Raw genomic sequence first — 16,718 nt, 5'->3', positions numbered from 1 at the left:
ACGGCCATCGCACTGACCATTCAACAAACCCCAACGAGACCCCCGGCCGATCCGCGTCGATGTCGGCCCCGGAAAGAAGCTCTCCGTTCGATGAGCTCACGACCGCCGGGAACCCGACCTGATCGGCCACGACACGCCACCCCGACCGGCGTGTCACCGGAGATCGACGCACTGGCGCGGCGCCCGACCAACCGGGCCGACGTCAGCGCCGGTACTTCAGAGGCACCCGCAACACCGCCTCGGTACCAGGTTGCCGACCGCGACCGCGCAAGCTCAACGACCCTCGGAGCTCAGATTCCACGAGGGTCCGCACGATCTGTAGGCCGAGACGTTCGGCGCGTTCGAGGGAGAAACCCTTCGGCAGGCCGCGACCGTCATCGGAAATGACGACGTCCAGCCAACGCGCCGAACGCTCCGCCTGCACCACGACTTCGCCGCCCTGCCCCTCCGGGAAAGCGTGCTCGAAAGCGTTCTGCACCAACTCGGTCAGGACCATCACCAACGGCGTGGCCAGCTCGGCCGAGACCACCCCGAAACGTCCCTCGCGGCGCACCTTCACCCCGGTCTCCGCCGCGGCGACATCGCTCATCATCGGGATCACGCGGTCGACCACGTCGTCGAGATCCACCCGTTCGTCCACCGACATCGACAGCGTTTCGTGCACTAACGCGATCGACGTCACTCGCCGAACTGACTCGTCCAACGCGAGCCGAGCCTCGTTGTTGCCGGTGCGCCGCGCTTGCAGCCGCAGCAGTGCCGCGACCGTCTGCAGGTTGTTCTTCACGCGATGATGGATCTCGCGAATCGTCGCGTCCTTGGACATCAGCGCGCGGTCCCGGCGCTTGACCTCGGTGACGTCGCGCACCAACACCAGCGCGCCGGCCGCCTGTCCGCGCGGCCGCAGGGGCAGCGCCCGGAACAGCACAGTAGCGCCGCGCGCCTCTGCCTCGATGCGCATGCTGGGTTGCCCGCTCACCGCCCTGCGGGTGCGCTGCGCGACTTCGTCGGCGTCGAACGGATCGTTGAGCAACGACCGGGTGAGCGGGGCTAGCTGCGCTCCGACCAGGTCCGCCGCGTGGCCCATCCGGTGATAAGCCGACAACGCGTTCGGGCTGGCGAACACCACCGTGCCGGAGCTGTCCAGGCGGATCAGACCGTCGCCGACCCGCGGGCTGGTGTGCACGTCGGGGGCCGGCTCCGGAGTCGGGAAGGAACCGTCGGCGACCATCTGGCACAGGTCGGCGGCGCTGCCCAGGTAGGAGATCTCCAGCGGCGACGGCACCCGCGGCACTGCCAGATTGGTGTCCCGGCTGAGCACCGCGACGATCTCATCGGCCAACCGCACGGGGATCGTCTCGCGGCGCACCGGAACCCCCAGGTGCCAGCGCGGGTCCTCCTCGCGGCAGATCCGGCCCTCCAGGGCGGCGCGCCGCAACTGCGGGTGCTCCTCCTGGGTGACCTCGGTGCCGACCACGTCTTCCGGGTGGGCCGTGGGAGCCGTGGTGGGCCGCGCCTGTGCCACGCACAGGAAGCGGCTATCCGGCGCGTGCTGCGGGCCGATCGGCACCCAGAGCAGAAAGTCGGCGAACGACAGGTCCGACAGCAGCTGCCACTCGGCGACCACGAGTTGGAGGTGGTCGGCGGCGGTGCCGGACAGACCGGTGTGCTCGGCGAGCAAATCACTCAGCGTGGACAAGATCCGCCTCTCGGGGTCGGCGCGGTCGCGTCATTCCACGACCGCGATGAGATCGCCTTCCTGGACCACGTCGCCGGGCCTGACCGCCACCGTGCTGACCGTGCCGGCCACCTCGCTGAGCACCGGGATCTCCATCTTCATGGACTCCAGCAGCACCAGCGCGTCGCCGTCACTGACCGAGTCGCCCTCCGCGACCGACACCGTCATCACGTTGGCGACCATCTCGGCGCGGATCTCCTCGGCCATTGCTTTCCTCCTCACCGCGGACCCGGTGGGCCCCTGACTAGGAAACCACGACCGGAACCACCCATCGGTGGCAGGTGGTGGCCATGTCAGACTGGATGCTCGAAACCCCAGCGGAGACCGGGTGGTCACGAATGCCCGCCCACGGTCGGACTGGTTGGACAGACGAACCTGAGGGAGAGGCCATGGGTAAGCGGGCCCGCAAGAAGAAGGACCGGCGCAAGAACAAGGCCAACCACGGCAAGCGCCCCAACGGCTCGTGAGCGCGGCGGCACCAGCCGTCGAAAGCTCGAATGGCCCCGGACCACGCGGTCCGGGGCCATTCGTTGTCTTATGGTCATTCCGCCGAGGTTCGCTTGGCCCGCACCTCGACCGAGGTTCCTTCCGGGCCGCGTTCGACGGTCACCTCCGCCTTGCGCAGGACAGCCTCGCGGATGGAGGCCCGGAGCCGATCCTTCAGCTCCGTGGGCGCGTGCTCACCACTGCACTTGCGGTGCAGCAGCGCCTTGATGTGCTCTTCTATACCGAAGTGTTCGAGACAGCTCCCGCAACCGTCGAGGTGCTGTTGCACGGCTGCCCGCCGCTGCTGGTCGCACTCGTTGTCCAGGAACAGCCACACCTCGGCGAGCACGTCCTCGCAGGAGGCCTCTCCCGGCCCACCGCAACTCATGAAGTGCTCACCTCCCGCTTGGTCTCCCGCAAGAAGCCTCGATCACGGGCGACGTCGGTGAGCATCTCACGCAGCTGCCGGCGACCACGGTGCAGCCTGGACATCACAGTGCCGATGGGCGTACCCATGATCTCCGCGATCTCCTTGTAGGCAAAGCCTTCCACGTCCGCGAGGTAGACGACCATGCGGAACTCTTCGGCCAACTGTTGGAGGGCGGCTTTCACATCGGTGTCCGGCAGCCGGTCCAGCGCTTCGACCTCGGCCGAGCGCAGACCACTGGAGGTGTGGTTCTCAGCCTGCGCGAGCTGCCAGTCGGCGATCTCGTCGGTCGGCTGCTGCTGCGGCTGCCGCTGCCTCTTGCGGTAACCGTTGATGTAGGTGTTCGTGAGAATCCGGTACAGCCAGGCCTTGAGGTTCGTGCCCTGCGCGAACGACTTGAAGGCGGAGAAGGCCTTGAGATAGGTCTCCTGGACCAGGTCCTCGGCGTCTTGTGCGTTGCGGGTCATCCGCAGCGCCGCGCCGTAGAGCTGGTCCAGCAGTGGCATCGCGTCCCGCTCAAAGCGAGTGGCGCGCTGCGCGTCGGTCTCCTCGCTGCGGTCTACTTCGGCCGAGCCGACCGGCAACTCGATATCGGCAGTGCTGAGCCGCCGGGCGTCGCCGGGCCGCCCGGTCGTGTCCGGGTGCTCTGGGGTGCTGCTTGGCACCGGGCTCCTTTCCCGCCGCCTGGACGAGGTGACTGCAGGCGACGAACCCATGCGATCTTTTGCATGGTCCGTGTTCGAGGATACCCGTGCTCGCCTGCTAATACTCGGTTGTGACAGCGGTGTACGCGCGAGGCGGTTCAGCACGCAAGTGTTCGTCGAGTCCATCGTCACGCCCCGTGCAACGCAATCGGCGTCAAGCGTTATTCCGGCCTTCTACAGTGACGCGCATGGCAGGCAAGGGCACGCCGGCGACGGCGCTGTTGAGCAAGCGACGAATCCCACACCAGGTGCATGCATACGAGCACGATCCACGTGCCGATTCGTTCGGTTTGGAAGCGGCCGAGGCGCTGGGCCAGCCTCCGCAGCGGGTCTTCAAGACGTTGGTCGCGGAGGTCGACGGCAAGCTCGCGGTGGGCGTGGTCCCGGTCACCGGGCAACTCGATCTCAAGGCGCTCGCCGCGGCCGTCGGCGGGAAGAAGGCGAAGATGGCCGAGATCGCCGACGCCGAACGCGCCACCGGCTACGTCGCTGGCGGCATCTCACCGCTCGGCCAGAAGAAACGCCTGCCCGTGGTGATCGACACGTCGGCGACTGGGTTCGACACGATCTACTGCAGCGCCGGGCGCCGTGGCCTGGAAATCGAGCTAGCTGCCGATGATCTGGTTCGGTTGCTCGACGCACGCGTCGCCGATATCGCCGGTTGACTTCCCGTGGGCAGTGCCCTCCGACGAGCCGGGCCTGGACCATCCGCACGACCTGGCAAAGCCGGCGGCGCAACAACCACACCCGAACGCGGCTGGGCGGCCTCGTGTCCGGAGGCATCGGCATTTCGCGTGATTCGCAAGCGAACGCCACTTTGACCGAACGTGCAGCTGAATGCGGTGTCCATCAGATGGATTCATCTGCTGGACGCCATCCGCATCGACTTTCGACGCGTTCAGAAAACTAATAGAACGGTTCCCGTCCTTCCCTGCCCACCCGCATGTGATGACAGGAAGGTTCCCTTCCTCACACGCCGCAGCCCAAGGCCGGTGACGGGTGACAGGAAGGTTCCCATGCTGCTGGTCGTGCGCGCCTGGGGTGACAGAAAGGTTCCCATGCTCGCATCGGTCTTGGGGTGGGTGGGGAATACGTTGCCCCTTGGCGAAGCGGTGGCTAGTCGATGAGGCGGAGAACTCGTCCGAGCCATTCCTGGGCCGCGCGGAAGACAGCGTCCACATCGGCCTTCAGCGAGTGGTCACCAGGCACCAGCACCACCTCGCGGTCGTGCGAGGGCTCCGGCTGCCCGAACGCGTCCCGGTCGCCCTGCACCACCAGCACCGGCGCTTCCACCCCGTCGAGTTCCGCGAGTCGCGACTTCTCCGGCTTGCCCGGGGGATGCACCGGGAACGCCAGGCACAGCACCGCCGAGGCGGCACCGGCCTCGGCGGTGCGGCAGGCCACCCTTGCCCCGGAAGATCTACCGCCGAAGATCAACGGCAGGTCCGCGAACCAGCGTTCGCCGAGATCCTCCACCACCGCGAGCCAGGCCGCATCGAGTTGCTTGGCCGGGGCAGGCGCCCTGCGACCGGCAACCCGGTAGGGCTGCTCGATCAGCGCCACGTGCACCCCGGCTTCGGTCGCGGCTCGGGTCACCGCCACCAGGTCAGGTGCCTCGAATCCGCCGCCTGCGCCGTGTCCGAGCAGCAATGCGGCACGGCCCTCTTCCGCACAGTGCAGTTCGGCCCGGGCCGGACCGTGCGGAGTCTCGACGTCAACCCTGGTCATGATCAAACAGCGCGGCTTGTTCGGCCGGTTCGGGAGCGGGTTCGACCCGTTCCAGCAGTTCCGGATGGTTGTTGCGCATGCTGTTCACCTCGATGGAGACGGGGTGGATCGCCAGTTCGTCGAGCACCTCCAGTTCGGGCCTCAGCAGATCCGTGATCTCGTTGCGCTGGGGGTCGAGCCAATCGGCCCAGCGATGTTCCGGCAAAACCAGCGGCATGCGGTGGTGGATGTCGGCCAGTTCACCGACGGCGTCGGTGGTCACCACGGCGCAGGTCACCAGCGGCTGATCGGTGGAATTCGGTGCCCACCATGCGGAAAACACCGCGGCCATCGCCAGGCTTGCGCCATCCCCCCGGGTGCACAAGTACGGTTGCCGCCGCTGGTCACCGGGCCGCCACTCGTACCAGCCGGTGGCCGGCATCAGGCATCGTCGACGACGCGCCGAGTCCGCGAAGGCCGGTTTGGTGGTGATCGACTCTGCCCGCGCGTTGATCATCGGCGGCCCGCTGCCAATCTCCTTCGCCCAGGTTGGCACCAGCCCCCAGCGCACCGGACGCATGCTCCGTTCGATGCCGCGTTGCACGATGATCGGCACCGTCTTGGTCGGCGTAACGTTGAAGTCCGCGCCGACGGCACCTGCCGTGCGATCCGTTGCCGCGAACTCTTCGGCCAGCGCCGCCGGATCCTGCCGGACGGCGTACCGACCACACATCAGAACTCACCCCGGTTCGCCTGCGTCGTGTTCTGCCCGGCACCCGAGCCGTCGACTCACTTCACTTCCCGGTCCAAACCTACCGCCTGCGCTTGCGCATCGAGCGACACGCGTTCCACGAGTTGAGCGCCGTTGTTGCGGACGCTGTTGACCGCAGTCGACACGGGTCGAACCTCCAGGCTGTCCACCAGCTCCCGCGATGGCGGGCCCAGCAGGTCGGCGACGTCGGTGAGGTCGGGGTCGAGCCACTGATCCCACGCCGCCGTGGGCAGCACCAGCGGCATCCGGTCGTGCACATCGGTCAGCTGCCCCACCGCACTGGTGGTGAGCACGGCGCAGGTCACCAGCGGCGACGCGTCCTCGGCCTGGGGATCGTGCCAGGTGGCGAAGATCCCGGCCATCGCCAGGCTGTTGCCGTCCGGGGAGGTCATGAAGAACGGCTGCTTGGCGGCGCCCTCCCGTTTCCACTCGTACCAGCCGTCGGCGGGCAGCAGGCAGCGGTAGCGCTTGATCGAGTTCCGGAAGGCGGGCTTGGTGGTCACCGTCTCTGATTTGGCGTTGATCATCCTGTTGCCGATGGACTTGTCCTTCGCCCACATCGGCACCAGGCCCCACCGCATCACCCGGATGGTGCGTTCCGTTCGATCTGGATCCCGATCACCGGCCTCGTCGCGCGGGTGCCGCTGCACCACGCTGAACACGTTCTTGGTCGGCGCGACGTTGAAATCGGCCCCGGGGGCGGCCCCGCCGGTGGCGTCCAACGCCGCGAACTCGGCCGCGAGCTTGCCGGGATCCTTCGTGGAGGCGTACCTGCCGCACATGCCTGGTCGAACCTCCGTCGCCTCGTAGTGGAACGGTCGACCTCATCCTTGCAGTCCGCATCGTCGCAGGCGAGCGGCGCGGCCGGATTGCCCCCGCTGCTGAAATCGGCGGGCCGGGTGGGGGATCATTGCCCTATGACCCAGCTCTGGCCTGCTCCTGTCGCACCCGCCGCGGTGCGCGCAACCGTCCCGGTGCCCGGTTCGAAGTCCATCACCAACCGTGCGCTGGTGCTCGCTGCGCTCGCCGAGAGCCCGTCGACCCTGCGCGCCCCGCTGCGCAGCAGGGACACCGAGCTGATGGCCGGTGCACTGCGCTCGCTGGGGGTAGAGGTGCAGGACGGGCCGGAGGGCTCGTGGCAGGTCACGCCGACCGCGCTGCGCGGTCCGGCCGAGGTCGACTGCGGCCTGGCCGGCACCGTGATGCGGTTCGTGCCACCGGTGGCGGCCTTGGCCTCGGGCCGGATCACCTTTGACGGTGACCCGCAGGCTCGCCAGCGGCCATTGGGCACGGTGCTTGACGCACTGCGTGAGCTGGGAGCGGACATCGACGGAAATGCCCTGCCGTTCGACGTGCATGGCACCGGGAAGCTCGCCGGTGGCGCGGTCACCATCGATGCTTCGGCGTCGTCGCAGTTCGTTTCCGGCCTGTTGCTTTCCGCGCCGCGCTTCGAGCAGGGCGTCGTGGTCCTGCACGAAGGCAGCCCGGTGCCGTCGCTGCCGCACATCGAAATGACCGTGTCGATGCTGCGGGCAGCCGGCGTCGACGTCGACGACCAGGAACCGAACACCTGGCGGGTGGCCCCGGGCAAGATCCACGCGCTGAACGTCGAGATCGAACCTGATCTGTCGAACGCCACCCCGTTCCTCGCCGCTGCGGCGGCCACCGGCGGCACCGTAACCGTGCCCGGCTGGCCCGCGCAGACTACGCAAGCAGGCGATGCCATTCGCCACATCCTCGGCCAGCTCGGCGCGCAGGTGCAGCGCACCACGGCAGGGCTGACCGTCACCGGCCCCGAGGAACTCACCCCGATCGACATCGACCTGCACGACGTCGGCGAGCTCACGCCGACCGTCGCCGCGCTGGCAGCGCTCGCCGCCGGTCGGTCGCGACTGCGAGGCATCGCACACCTGCGCGGCCACGAAACCGACCGGCTTGCCGCCCTCCAGAACGAGCTCAACAAGCTGGGCGGTGCGGTCGAGCAGACCCCGGACGGGCTGCTGATCGAGCCCCGGCCGCTGAGCGGCGGAAACTGGCATTCCTACGCCGACCACCGGATGGCCACGGCAGGTGCGATCCTCGGGCTCAAGGTGCCCGGCGTGGTCGTCGAAGACATCGCGACGACCGCCAAGACGATCCCCGACTTCCCCGGGATGTGGGCGGCGATGCTAGAGGGATCGGCGTGATCCCGGAGGCGGCGGTCTGATGGGCAAGCGCGGCTGGCGGGATCTGGACGAGTCCGATGTGCGGGTGCGCCCCGGACGCCGCGGCAGCCGTCCGCGCAGCAAGCAACGCCCAAAGCACGCGGAGGCCGTGGCGGCGATGGTCGTCGCCGTCGACCGCGGTCGGTGGACCTGCGCGCTGGACGGGAACCCGGACCGGCTGGTCACCGCCATGCGGGCGCGCGAACTCGGCCGCACGCCCGTGGTGGTCGGGGATCGGGTCGACCTGGTCGGCGACATCTCCGGCAGGCCGGACACGCTGGCCCGGATCGTGCGGGTCGCCGACCGCACCAGCGTGCTGCGCCGCACCGCCGACGACACCGACCCCTACGAGCGGGTCGTCGTGGCGAACGCGGAACAGCTGGTCATCGTGACCGCGCTCGCCGATCCGCCGCCACGCCCCGGCTTCATCGACCGCTGCCTGGTCGCCGCCTACGCGGGCGGGCTCACCCCGGTGCTGTGCCTGACCAAGGCCGACCTCGCCGACCCCGGCGAGTGGATCGACACGTACTCCTCTTTGGACATGCCGATCGCGATCACCCGGCTGGACGCCGAACCGGTGGAACTGCGGTCGCTGCTTACCGATCGGGTGTCCGCGCTGGTCGGCCACTCCGGGGTCGGGAAGTCCACCCTGGTCAACCGGCTGGTGCCAGCCGCCGACCGGGCGACCGGCGAGGTCAGCGGGGTCGGCAAGGGCCGGCACACCTCGACCTCCGCAGTCGCGTTGCCGCTGCCCGAACGCGGCTGGGTGGTGGACACCCCGGGCATCCGCTCGTTCGGCCTGGCGCACGTCACCGCAGATGACGTGATCGCCGCGTTCGAAGGGTTCGCCGAAGCGGCCGAGGAATGCCCGTCGAACTGCGGGCACCTAGGCGGCTCCGACGATCCGGACTGTCACCTGGACATCTACGCATCCGATGGCGGGAGCGCCGAACAACTCGCCTCGCTGCGCCGTCTGCTGCGCTCCCGTGCCGGGCTCGACGAAGCCTGAGCATTCCGGGTCACCGCTGCTGACTACTTCCCCCGAACGGGCGCGATCGTCCCCTGTGGAGTCCCGACATCGTTGCTAGCGTGGGTTCAGGTCTGCGCGGCTCGTTTTTCCTTGCCGTGCTGGCCAACGGGCGTGCGGGTAACCGCACGAGAAAGTGCCGTCGCCAGCCGGAGGAGCTCGCCCGATGCCACGAGCCCGCACCAGGACCGCGGTGTTGCCCGCCGGTCTCGCCCTGATCGCCGCACTAGGCGCCTGCAGTGCCGAGCTACCCACGCAGCCAAGTGCGTTGCTGGCCCGCCCCGACCCGCGCCCCTCCGCAGTTGGAATGTTGTCTCAGGTCATCGGGAAGATCAGCGAGCGCGGCAGCGTACACAGCAGCGTGCGCGGAAGTCTTGGTGTGGTGGGCGAACTGACCGCGGAAGGTGCAGTTCGGTACCGGGGACCGGACTCCGATCTCACCTTCGGCGGGCAGACCCGGACCACCAACAGCCAGCCGCCGCAGCCCATCAAACTGTCCATCGTGGACGGCGTCGGCTACCTGAACGCCCCGATGGTGCGCCCCGAACCGAACAAGCCCTGGCTCAAGATCGCGCCCGGCGGCGAGGACTTGGGCGCTAAACTCCTCAGTCCTGCGCTGGACCAGCTACACGAGGCGGTCGATCCGCGCGCCACCTTCACCGGCGTCGAACCGGCCACCCGCATCCAGACCAGCGCGCCAGACACCGTCGACGGCAAGCCGACCACGCGCTACGAACTGCGGATCATCACCGCGCAAGCCGCCGAGGTCTCCGCCGACCCGCAACAGCGGGCCCGGTTCCAGCAGGCCGCCGACGCCGGGGAAGCAGAACTCGGCTACCAGCTTTGGCTGGACGAGACCGGCCTGCCCGCGCGGTTCGCGGCCACCCAGGACGTCGCCCAGGCTGGCAAGGTGTCGCTGACCTCGACCTATCGCGCCTGGGGGACGCCCACCGAGATCCCGGTCCCACCGGCCGAGCAGGTCGGCACCTTTCGCGGCCACTCGGCGCGGGCCCCGCAAACGCCGCGCTGACCGATTTCCGGCAAACCACCCTAATCGTCGAGCTCAAACAGGCCGTGCGGGTGGACTCCGAGGACCTACCGCTCAAGGTCTCCTCGACCACGCCCGCGATGGGCATGGCGAGCCAGCAAGTTCCCGAGATGACCTTGACCATGCGCTACGCGGACTAGGGCAAGACGGTGCAGATCAGCGCCCACCTGCGAACCAGGTGCAGGTGCCGCCGTAGCGGCGCGGCCTGGGGCAGCGCGCCCCGGGCCACGCACGTCACATCAGTTCCAGCAGGAACTGCACTTCTTGCGGTGCGTACCAAGCCAATTCGTGGTCTTCGGCCTCGCCGAGGATGAAGTCCGCGTCCGGATCACCGAGATCGGCCGCGTCGACCACCTCGGCCGCCGGGCGCACCGCGTCCTCGGCTTCCGTCGCGTCCACGTGCACCGCCGCGACCTGCTGCCATTGCACCGGGCCGGAAACCTTCACCACGGCGTAGTCCAGATCCGGCCGCAGCGTCACGTCCTCGACATCGGCGGAGATCACCACCCGGCGGAGATCCACCTTCTCGCCCGCGCCCAGATCGCCGGCGATCAACCGCAGCGAAGCGCGAGTGGCCTCCCGCATCGCCGCGTACTCCAGCTCTTCCGTGTCGCCGCTGGCGTAGGACTCGCGTAGCGCAGGGGTCAACGCGAACGCGGTCCCGCCCAACGGCTGCAGCTGCTTTTCCTCCACCAGTCGCCGCAACATCGGCACCGTGGCGGGCAAGTAAACCCTCATGCGTCGACCGTCCCGATCATCTCGTCCACTGCTTCTCCGATCATCGCCGCCAACACGTCCACGTCGGGCATCGCATCCCGATCCGCGTTCAACCCGAAGTACACGCCGCCGTCGTAGGAGGTCACGCCTACCGACAGCGACTGGTTTTTGGCCAACGGCACCACCGGGAACATCTCCATCATCCTCGCGCCCGCCGCGTACAACGGCACCTGTGGTCCCGGCACGTTGGTCACCAACACGTTGAACAGCCGGTCGGAGAACTGGTTGGCGACCCGCGCACCCAACGCGTGCAGGGTAGGCGGCGCGAAGCCCGACACCTTGACCAGCGCACCGGCCGCCACCGACTGGCCGGACTCCGCGTGCGCGCGCATCGCGTGGCTGACCTGGTGCAGCCGAACCGTGGGGTTTCCTTCCCCCACCGGCAGGTCCACGAGATACGCCGACACCTTGTTGCCGACCGAACCAACCGGGAGGCTGCCGGTGTCCGGATAGGTCGCGCGCGCCGCTGCGTCGTCGGAGCGAACTGACACGGGCACCATCGCACGCACTGTCGTCGACGGCGTCACCACCTCACCGCGAGACAACAGCCAGGCCCGCAGCGCACCAGTCACCACGGCCAACACAACGTCGTTGACCGTGCTGCCGTGCGCCCGGCGGACTGCCCGAAGGTCGTCGAGTCTGGCCCGCGCGACCGCGAAACGCCGCTGGGTCGACGTCGGCGCGTTCAGCGGCCCGCTCGGCGCCGGAACAACAGCCGTCCGCAGCGCCGAGGCGACACCGCCGAGCGCCCGGGTGACCTTCTGCACCGTCGCGGTGGCGTCGACCACCGCTGCCCGAACGTTCTCCACCACCTCGCCGGGCCGTTGCACTGCGTCGGTCATCGCCTCCACGACCAACTCCGCCACGCTCGGCTCCGGGCGCGGCATCCACAGCTCGTCGGCGTCCGGGACTTGCCGGTCGCGTTCCACGTCCAGGATCACCTGTCCGATGTCGATCGCACCGATGCCGTCCACCATCGCCTGGTGTGTTTTGGTGATCACCGCAACCCGGTTCTTGGACAAGCCCTCCACCAGGTAGATCTCCCACAGCGGGCGGGTGTGGTCGAGCTTTCGGGACATCAACCGGGCGGCCAGGTCGTGCAGTTGCTCGTCGTTGCCCGGCTTAGGCAGCGCCGACCGGCGCACGTGGTAGGTGATGTCGAAGTCCTGGTCGTCCACCCACACCGGGCGGACCAGCTTGCCCGGTACCTGCATCACGCGCTGCCGGTAACGCGGTACCAGGCCCAGTCGACGGTCGATCAGCGCCAGCACCTTGTCGTAGTCGAACCCGGTGCGCGGCCGTCGGAACACCGCGACGCCTCCGACGTGCATCGGCGTCGTGTAGTCCTCCAGGTAGAGGAAGGAGGCGTCGACTGCGGAGAGACGATCGGACATGACCGCGATCCTGGCACACAACCGGCCGAGCCCGAGGGGTTCCAGTCGAGGAGCACCCGGCAGCGCATGTGACACTTGAAAGCGTGACCAGCGAAGTTTCCCCGAAAGATCGATTCGTTACCGTCTACGGCCGAAAGCCGGTGCTGGAGGCTTTGGCGGACTACGACCTGCGGGTGGACAAGGTGATCCTCGCCGAGGGACTGCGCGGTCCGGTGATCGAGGAGATCAAGGACGCCGCCGCCGACCGCGCAGTGCGGATCCACCGGGCGAGCGCGCATCGGGTGAAGGTGCTGGCCGGGAACGGCCGGCACGACCAGGGCGTGGTGGCCGATGTGGTCGCACGCAAGATGCGGCCCCTTTCGGACGCACTAGCCGACCCGGCGCACGCGCCGCGGACCATTCTGTTGCTCGATGGCCTGACGACACCGGCGAACGTAGGCATGATCCTGCGCACCGCCACGGCAGCCGGAGTCGACGGCATCGTGGTGCCGCACCGCGGGGTCGCCAGTCTCGATCCGCTGGTCATCAAGGCGTCGGCAGGGGTGGCGTTTCACGCCCCGGTGTTGCGGACTCGAACTGCCGGCGAGGCGGCGGAGATGCTGAGCGAGGCGGGATATCCGTTGTTCGCATTGGAGGCGTCCGCCGAGGGGAGCATCTTCGACGCCGATTTCGGCTCGCGTGCCGTTTTCGTGCTGGGCAGCGAGACCGCAGGTCTTTCGGAAGACGTGCAGTCGCGCATCGCACAGCCGTTGGCCATTCCGATGGCTGGCGGGGTGGAATCGCTCAACGTCGCCAGTGCTGCCGCTGTGCTCTGCTTCGAGCTGCTTCGACGCAAGCTGGCGTGACCGAAGAGATCAAAAGGGGTTGGCCGGCTTGGCCAGCCCCTTTAGTCTTCAAGCCTTTCCTGTTGAAGCAAAAAAAGGGGGCTCCCTCTTCCGTTTCCAGAAGAAGGAGCCCCTCTTAGTTGTGTGTCGGCGGTGTCTTACTCTCCCACACCCTGTCGAGTGCAGTACCATCAGCGCTGGGGAGCTTAGCTACCGGGTTCGGAATGGGACCGGGCGGACCCTCCCCGCCATCGCCACCGACAACCCACACCCCACCACCACAAGCAGCGGGAAAACTCGGGCATCGATAACCGACAAACGATTATCCAATTTATCAACATGTCTGATTGTTGTCTCAGACACCGTATAGTGGGTGCGTAGCAATCTTTGTGAACAAGTCCTCGGCCTATCAGCACCAGTCAGCTCCACACGTTACCGCGCTTCCACACCTGGCCTGTCAACCCGATCATCTCTCGGGGGCCTTAACCCACAAAGGGGTGGGAGACCTCATCTAGGAACAGGCTTCCCGCTTAGATGCTTTCAGCGGTTATCCCTCCCGCACATAGCCAACCAGCCACGCCCTTGGCAGAACGACTGGCACACCAGAGGTACGTCCGTCCCGGTCCTCTCGTACTAGGGACAGCCTTCCGCAAGTCTCCTACGCGCGCGGCGGATAGGGACCGAACTGTCTCACGACGTTCTAAACCCAGCTCGCGTGCCGCTTTAATGGGCGAACAGCCCAACCCTTGGGACCAACTCCAGCCCCAGGATGCGACGAGCCGACATCGAGGTGCCAAACCATGCCGTCGATATGGACTCTTGGGCAAGATCAGCCTGTTATCCCCGGGGTACCTTTTATCCGTTGAGCGACACCGCTTCCACCAGCCAGTGCCGGATCACTAGTCCCTGCTTTCGCACCTGCTCGACCCGTCAGTCTCACAGTCAAGCTCCCTTATACACTTACACTCAACACCTGATTGCCAACCAGGCTGAGGGAACCTTTGGGCGCCTCCGTTACCCTTTAGGAGGCAACCGCCCCAGTTAAACTACCCACCAGGCACTGTCCCCGATCCGGATCACGGACCCGAGTTAGATGCCCGGAACGACCAGAGTGGTATTTCACCAACGACTCCACCACAACTAGCGTCATGGCTTCACAGTCTCCCACCTATCCTACACAAGCCGAACCAAACACCAATACCAAGCTATAGTAAAGGTCCCGGGGTCTTTCCGTCCTGCCGCGCGAAACGAGCATCTTTACTCGTACTGCAATTTCACCGGGCCTGTGGTCGAGACAGCGGAGAAGTCGTTACGCCATTCGTGCAGGTCGGAACTTACCCGACAAGGAATTTCGCTACCTTAGGATGGTTATAGTTACCACCGCCGTTTACTGGCGCTTAAATTCTCCGCTACACCCTTACAGGTTCACGGGTCCTCTTAACGTTCCAGCACCGGGCAGGCGTCAGTCCATATACATCGCCTTACGGCTTCGCATGGACCTGTGTTTTTAGTAAACAGTCGCTTCTCCCTGGCCTCTGCGACCACCACCAGCTCCCACCGCAAGGGCGTTCACCAGCAGCGGCCCCCCTTCTCCCAAAGTTACGGGGGCAATTTGCCGAATTCCTTAACCACAGTTCACCCGACCGCCTCGGTATACTCTACCTGACCACCTGTGTCGGTTTCGGGTACGGGCCGTGAAGACACTCGCTAGAGGCTTTTCTCGACAGCATGGGATCACTCACTTCACCACCACGGCTACGCATCACCCCTCACCCCTCATGGCATGCGGATTTACCTACACACCGGGCTACAGGCTTACACCAGTACAACCACTCACTGGCAGAGCTACCCTCCTGCGTCACCCCATCACTTAACTACTACCCCATCAGGCCCCATGCCAGCATGCACATCACCCAAAGGATCAACACACACCAGGATGGTTAGTATCAAAGGATTCGCTATGGACGCATCAACACGGGTACGGGAATATCAACCCGTTATCCATCGACTACGCCTGTCGGCCTCGCCTTAGGCCCCGACTCACCCTGGGCGGACGAACCTTCCCCAGGAACCCTTAGTCATCCGGCGGCAGAGATTCTCACTCTGCACTCGCTACTCATGCCTGCATTCTCACTCCCACACACTCCACACCTGGCTCACGCCGGCGCTTCACCGCATGCAGGACGCTCCCCTACCCAACCATATGTCACCACACAGTTGGCATGGCTTCGGCGGTGCGCTTCAGCCCCGCTACATTGTCGGCGCAGGACCACTTGACCAGTGAGCTATTACGCACTCTTTCAAGGATGGCTGCTTCTAAGCCAACCTCCTGGTTGTCTCAGCGATCCCACATCCTTTCCCACTAAGCGCACACTTAGGGGCCTTAGCCGATGCTCTGGGCTGTTTCCCTCTCGACGACGAAGCTTCTCCCCCGCCGTCTCACTGCCACGCTCAACTCAGGCGTATTCGGAGTTTGGCTGATCTCAGTAACCCGCGAAGGCCCATCAACCAACCAGTGCTCTACCCCACCCAAGCAACCACGCAACGCTGCACCTAAATGCATTTCGGGGAGAACCAGCTATCACGGAGTTTGATTGGCCTTTCACCCCTACCCACAACTCATCCCCCAGGTTTTCAACCCTGGTGGGTTCGGGCCTCCACACGGTCTTACCCGCGCTTCACCCTGGCCATGGGTAGATCACCCCGCTTCGGGTCTACACCACGCGACTAAAACGCCCTCTTCAGACTCGCTTTCGCTCCGGCTACCCCACACACAGGTTAACCTCGCCACGCAGCAGTAACTCGCAGGCTCATTCTTCAAAAGGCACGCCATCACCCGAAGGCTCTGACGGTTTGCAGGCACACGGTTTCAGGAACTCTTTCACTCCCCTCCCGGGGTACTTTTCACCATTCCCTCACGGTACTATCCACTATCGGTCACCAGGGGGTATTTAGGCTTAGCGAGTGGTCCCGCCAGATTCACAACACCCTCCACGAAAGCGCTGCTACTCGGGAACACCACCACACGCGCCATGCAGATTTTCGCCTACGGGACTCTCACCCACTACGGCCGGCTATCCCAAACCATTCGACTAACCCACACAACAACGCTGAAGACTCGGTAGCGTCTTCCAGCAGCGTCCCACAACCCCGCACACGCAACCCCTACCAGGTATCCCACGCGCACGGTTTAGCCTCCTCCGCTTTCGCTCGCCACTACTCACGGAATCACCAGTGTTTTCTCTTCCTACGGGTACTAAGATGTTTCACTTCCCCGCGTTCCCCCCAACACCCTATACATTCAGGCATTGGTAACCCGACATCACCCGGGCTGGGTTACCCCATTCGGACACCCTCGGATCACAGCTCGGTTGACAACTCCCCGAGGACTATCGCAGTCTCCCACGTCCTTCATCGGCCCCTGGTACCAAGGCATCCACCATGTGCCCTACACAACTTGGCCACAAAGATGCTCGCACCCACTATACAGTTCTCAAACAACAACCAAACACACAAGAAAACACACACAATGTGCTCCCTCAGACACCCAACAGCGAACTGTCTTGTTGACGTTAGTGTGTTCCACAATCCATCGAGCACCCACAGCGGAAAA

General features: G+C 65.9%; 15 protein-coding genes and 2 rRNA genes. 6 read left to right on the top strand and 11 right to left on the bottom strand.

Going from position 1 to position 16,718, the window contains the following annotated elements; genetic code table 11:
* Positions 1–202 precede the first annotated feature (202 nt).
* Complete coding sequence (locus BJ970_RS13460; protein ID WP_184726574.1) at positions 203–1,696, bottom strand: PAS domain-containing sensor histidine kinase; 1,494 nt, start codon at positions 1,694–1,696, stop codon at positions 203–205.
* A gap of 30 nt (positions 1,697–1,726) precedes the next feature.
* On the bottom strand, positions 1,727–1,942 hold the full coding sequence (locus BJ970_RS13455) for a biotin/lipoyl-binding carrier protein (RefSeq protein ID WP_184726573.1): 216 nt from the start codon (positions 1,940–1,942) through the stop codon (positions 1,727–1,729).
* 182 nt (positions 1,943–2,124) lie between these two features.
* Here BJ970_RS13455 and BJ970_RS39975 point away from each other — a divergent pair, with 182 nt between their 5' ends.
* Positions 2,125–2,202, top strand: a complete 78-nt coding sequence (locus BJ970_RS39975) for a 50S ribosomal protein bL37 (protein WP_371812874.1) — start codon at positions 2,125–2,127, stop codon at positions 2,200–2,202.
* 74 nt (positions 2,203–2,276) lie between these two features.
* Here BJ970_RS39975 and rsrA read toward each other — a convergent pair whose 3' ends face one another.
* Together rsrA and BJ970_RS13440 are read right to left on the bottom strand one after the other, a co-directional pair.
* Entirely contained in the window at positions 2,277–2,609 is a 333-nt protein-coding gene (gene rsrA, locus BJ970_RS13445) for a mycothiol system anti-sigma-R factor (RefSeq protein WP_184726572.1), read from the bottom strand.
* Positions 2,606–3,238 (bottom strand): sigma-70 family RNA polymerase sigma factor, encoded by a 633-nt coding sequence (locus BJ970_RS13440; protein WP_184729078.1) that lies wholly within the window; start codon positions 3,236–3,238, stop codon positions 2,606–2,608. The genes rsrA and BJ970_RS13440 overlap by 4 nt, the downstream gene beginning before the upstream one ends.
* Before the next feature lie 302 nt (positions 3,239–3,540).
* Here BJ970_RS13440 and ybaK point away from each other — a divergent pair, with 302 nt between their 5' ends.
* Complete coding sequence (gene ybaK, locus BJ970_RS13435) at positions 3,541–4,017, top strand: Cys-tRNA(Pro) deacylase (RefSeq protein ID WP_184726571.1); 477 nt, start codon at positions 3,541–3,543, stop codon at positions 4,015–4,017.
* Positions 4,018–4,468: 451 nt separating this feature from the next.
* On the opposite strand, the gene BJ970_RS13430 is transcribed toward ybaK, so the two are convergent.
* Genes BJ970_RS13430 through BJ970_RS13420 form a run of 3 tightly spaced genes read right to left on the bottom strand, consistent with a single transcriptional unit; the run spans position 4,469 to position 6,613 of the window.
* Positions 4,469–5,080 (bottom strand): alpha/beta hydrolase family protein, encoded by a 612-nt coding sequence (locus BJ970_RS13430; protein ID WP_184726570.1) that lies wholly within the window; start codon positions 5,078–5,080, stop codon positions 4,469–4,471.
* Positions 5,067–5,792: an SOS response-associated peptidase gene (locus BJ970_RS13425; protein ID WP_184726569.1), complete on the bottom strand. Its 726-nt coding sequence runs from the start codon at positions 5,790–5,792 to the stop codon at positions 5,067–5,069. The genes BJ970_RS13430 and BJ970_RS13425 overlap by 14 nt, the downstream gene beginning before the upstream one ends.
* A 56-nt stretch (positions 5,793–5,848) precedes the next feature.
* On the bottom strand, positions 5,849–6,613 hold the full coding sequence (locus BJ970_RS13420; protein WP_184726568.1) for an SOS response-associated peptidase: 765 nt from the start codon (positions 6,611–6,613) through the stop codon (positions 5,849–5,851).
* Positions 6,614–6,748: 135 nt separating this feature from the next.
* On the opposite strand from BJ970_RS13420, the gene aroA reads away from it, so the two are divergent.
* The 3 genes from aroA (at position 6,749) to BJ970_RS13405 (ending at position 10,092) form a co-directional block, all read left to right on the top strand.
* Positions 6,749–8,017, top strand: a complete 1,269-nt coding sequence (aroA, locus tag BJ970_RS13415; RefSeq protein WP_184726567.1) for a 3-phosphoshikimate 1-carboxyvinyltransferase — start codon at positions 6,749–6,751, stop codon at positions 8,015–8,017.
* 19 nt (positions 8,018–8,036) lie between these two features.
* Positions 8,037–9,044 carry a ribosome small subunit-dependent GTPase A gene (gene rsgA, locus BJ970_RS13410; RefSeq protein WP_184726566.1) on the top strand — a complete coding sequence of 336 codons (1,008 nt, stop codon included), beginning with the start codon at positions 8,037–8,039 and terminating at the stop codon, positions 9,042–9,044.
* Positions 9,045–9,228: 184 nt separating this feature from the next.
* On the top strand, positions 9,229–10,092 hold the full coding sequence (locus BJ970_RS13405) for an SCO4651 family lipoprotein (RefSeq protein ID WP_184726565.1): 864 nt from the start codon (positions 9,229–9,231) through the stop codon (positions 10,090–10,092).
* A gap of 252 nt (positions 10,093–10,344) precedes the next feature.
* On the opposite strand, the gene BJ970_RS13400 is transcribed toward BJ970_RS13405, so the two are convergent.
* Positions 10,345–10,848, bottom strand: a complete 504-nt coding sequence (locus BJ970_RS13400) for a DUF6912 family protein (RefSeq protein ID WP_184726564.1) — start codon at positions 10,846–10,848, stop codon at positions 10,345–10,347.
* Complete coding sequence (locus BJ970_RS13395) at positions 10,845–12,281, bottom strand: WS/DGAT/MGAT family O-acyltransferase (protein WP_184726563.1); 1,437 nt, start codon at positions 12,279–12,281, stop codon at positions 10,845–10,847. Before BJ970_RS13395 ends, BJ970_RS13400 begins: the two co-directional genes overlap by 4 nt.
* A gap of 83 nt (positions 12,282–12,364) precedes the next feature.
* Here BJ970_RS13395 and BJ970_RS13390 point away from each other — a divergent pair, with 83 nt between their 5' ends.
* The gene (locus tag BJ970_RS13390; protein ID WP_184726562.1) at positions 12,365–13,126 is read left to right on the top strand and encodes a TrmH family RNA methyltransferase; all 762 of its coding nucleotides are present in this window, start codon (positions 12,365–12,367) and stop codon (positions 13,124–13,126) included.
* Between the two features lie 124 nt (positions 13,127–13,250).
* On the opposite strand, the gene rrf is transcribed toward BJ970_RS13390, so the two are convergent.
* Together rrf and BJ970_RS13380 are read right to left on the bottom strand one after the other, a co-directional pair.
* A 5S ribosomal RNA gene (gene rrf / locus BJ970_RS13385) occupies positions 13,251–13,367 on the bottom strand.
* Positions 13,368–13,494: 127 nt separating this feature from the next.
* Positions 13,495–16,568 (bottom strand): 23S ribosomal RNA (locus BJ970_RS13380).
* Positions 16,569–16,718: the final 150 nt, after the last annotated feature.

The sequence above is a fragment of the Saccharopolyspora phatthalungensis genome (assembly GCF_014203395.1).
GTDB lineage: Bacteria > Actinomycetota > Actinomycetes > Mycobacteriales > Pseudonocardiaceae > Saccharopolyspora > Saccharopolyspora phatthalungensis.
This window is presented reverse-complemented; position numbering and strand designations above follow the sequence as displayed.

Coding starts and splice junctions, on each gene's coding strand:
- BJ970_RS13455 (WP_184726573.1), bottom strand. CDS start 1,942: ATGGCCGAGGAGATCCGCGCCGAGATGGTCGCCAACGTGATGACGGTG.
- BJ970_RS39975 (WP_371812874.1), top strand. CDS start 2,125: ATGGGTAAGCGGGCCCGCAAGAAGAAGGACCGGCGCAAGAACAAGGCC.
- rsrA (WP_184726572.1), bottom strand. CDS start 2,609: ATGAGTTGCGGTGGGCCGGGAGAGGCCTCCTGCGAGGACGTGCTCGCC.
- ybaK (WP_184726571.1), top strand. CDS start 3,541: ATGGCAGGCAAGGGCACGCCGGCGACGGCGCTGTTGAGCAAGCGACGA.
- BJ970_RS13430 (WP_184726570.1), bottom strand. CDS start 5,080: ATGACCAGGGTTGACGTCGAGACTCCGCACGGTCCGGCCCGGGCCGAA.
- BJ970_RS13425 (WP_184726569.1), bottom strand. CDS start 5,792: ATGTGTGGTCGGTACGCCGTCCGGCAGGATCCGGCGGCGCTGGCCGAA.
- BJ970_RS13420 (WP_184726568.1), bottom strand. CDS start 6,613: ATGTGCGGCAGGTACGCCTCCACGAAGGATCCCGGCAAGCTCGCGGCC.
- aroA (WP_184726567.1), top strand. CDS start 6,749: ATGACCCAGCTCTGGCCTGCTCCTGTCGCACCCGCCGCGGTGCGCGCA.
- rsgA (WP_184726566.1), top strand. CDS start 8,037: ATGGGCAAGCGCGGCTGGCGGGATCTGGACGAGTCCGATGTGCGGGTG.
- BJ970_RS13405 (WP_184726565.1), top strand. CDS start 9,229: ATGCCACGAGCCCGCACCAGGACCGCGGTGTTGCCCGCCGGTCTCGCC.
- BJ970_RS13400 (WP_184726564.1), bottom strand. CDS start 10,848: ATGAGGGTTTACTTGCCCGCCACGGTGCCGATGTTGCGGCGACTGGTG.
- BJ970_RS13395 (WP_184726563.1), bottom strand. CDS start 12,281: ATGTCCGATCGTCTCTCCGCAGTCGACGCCTCCTTCCTCTACCTGGAG.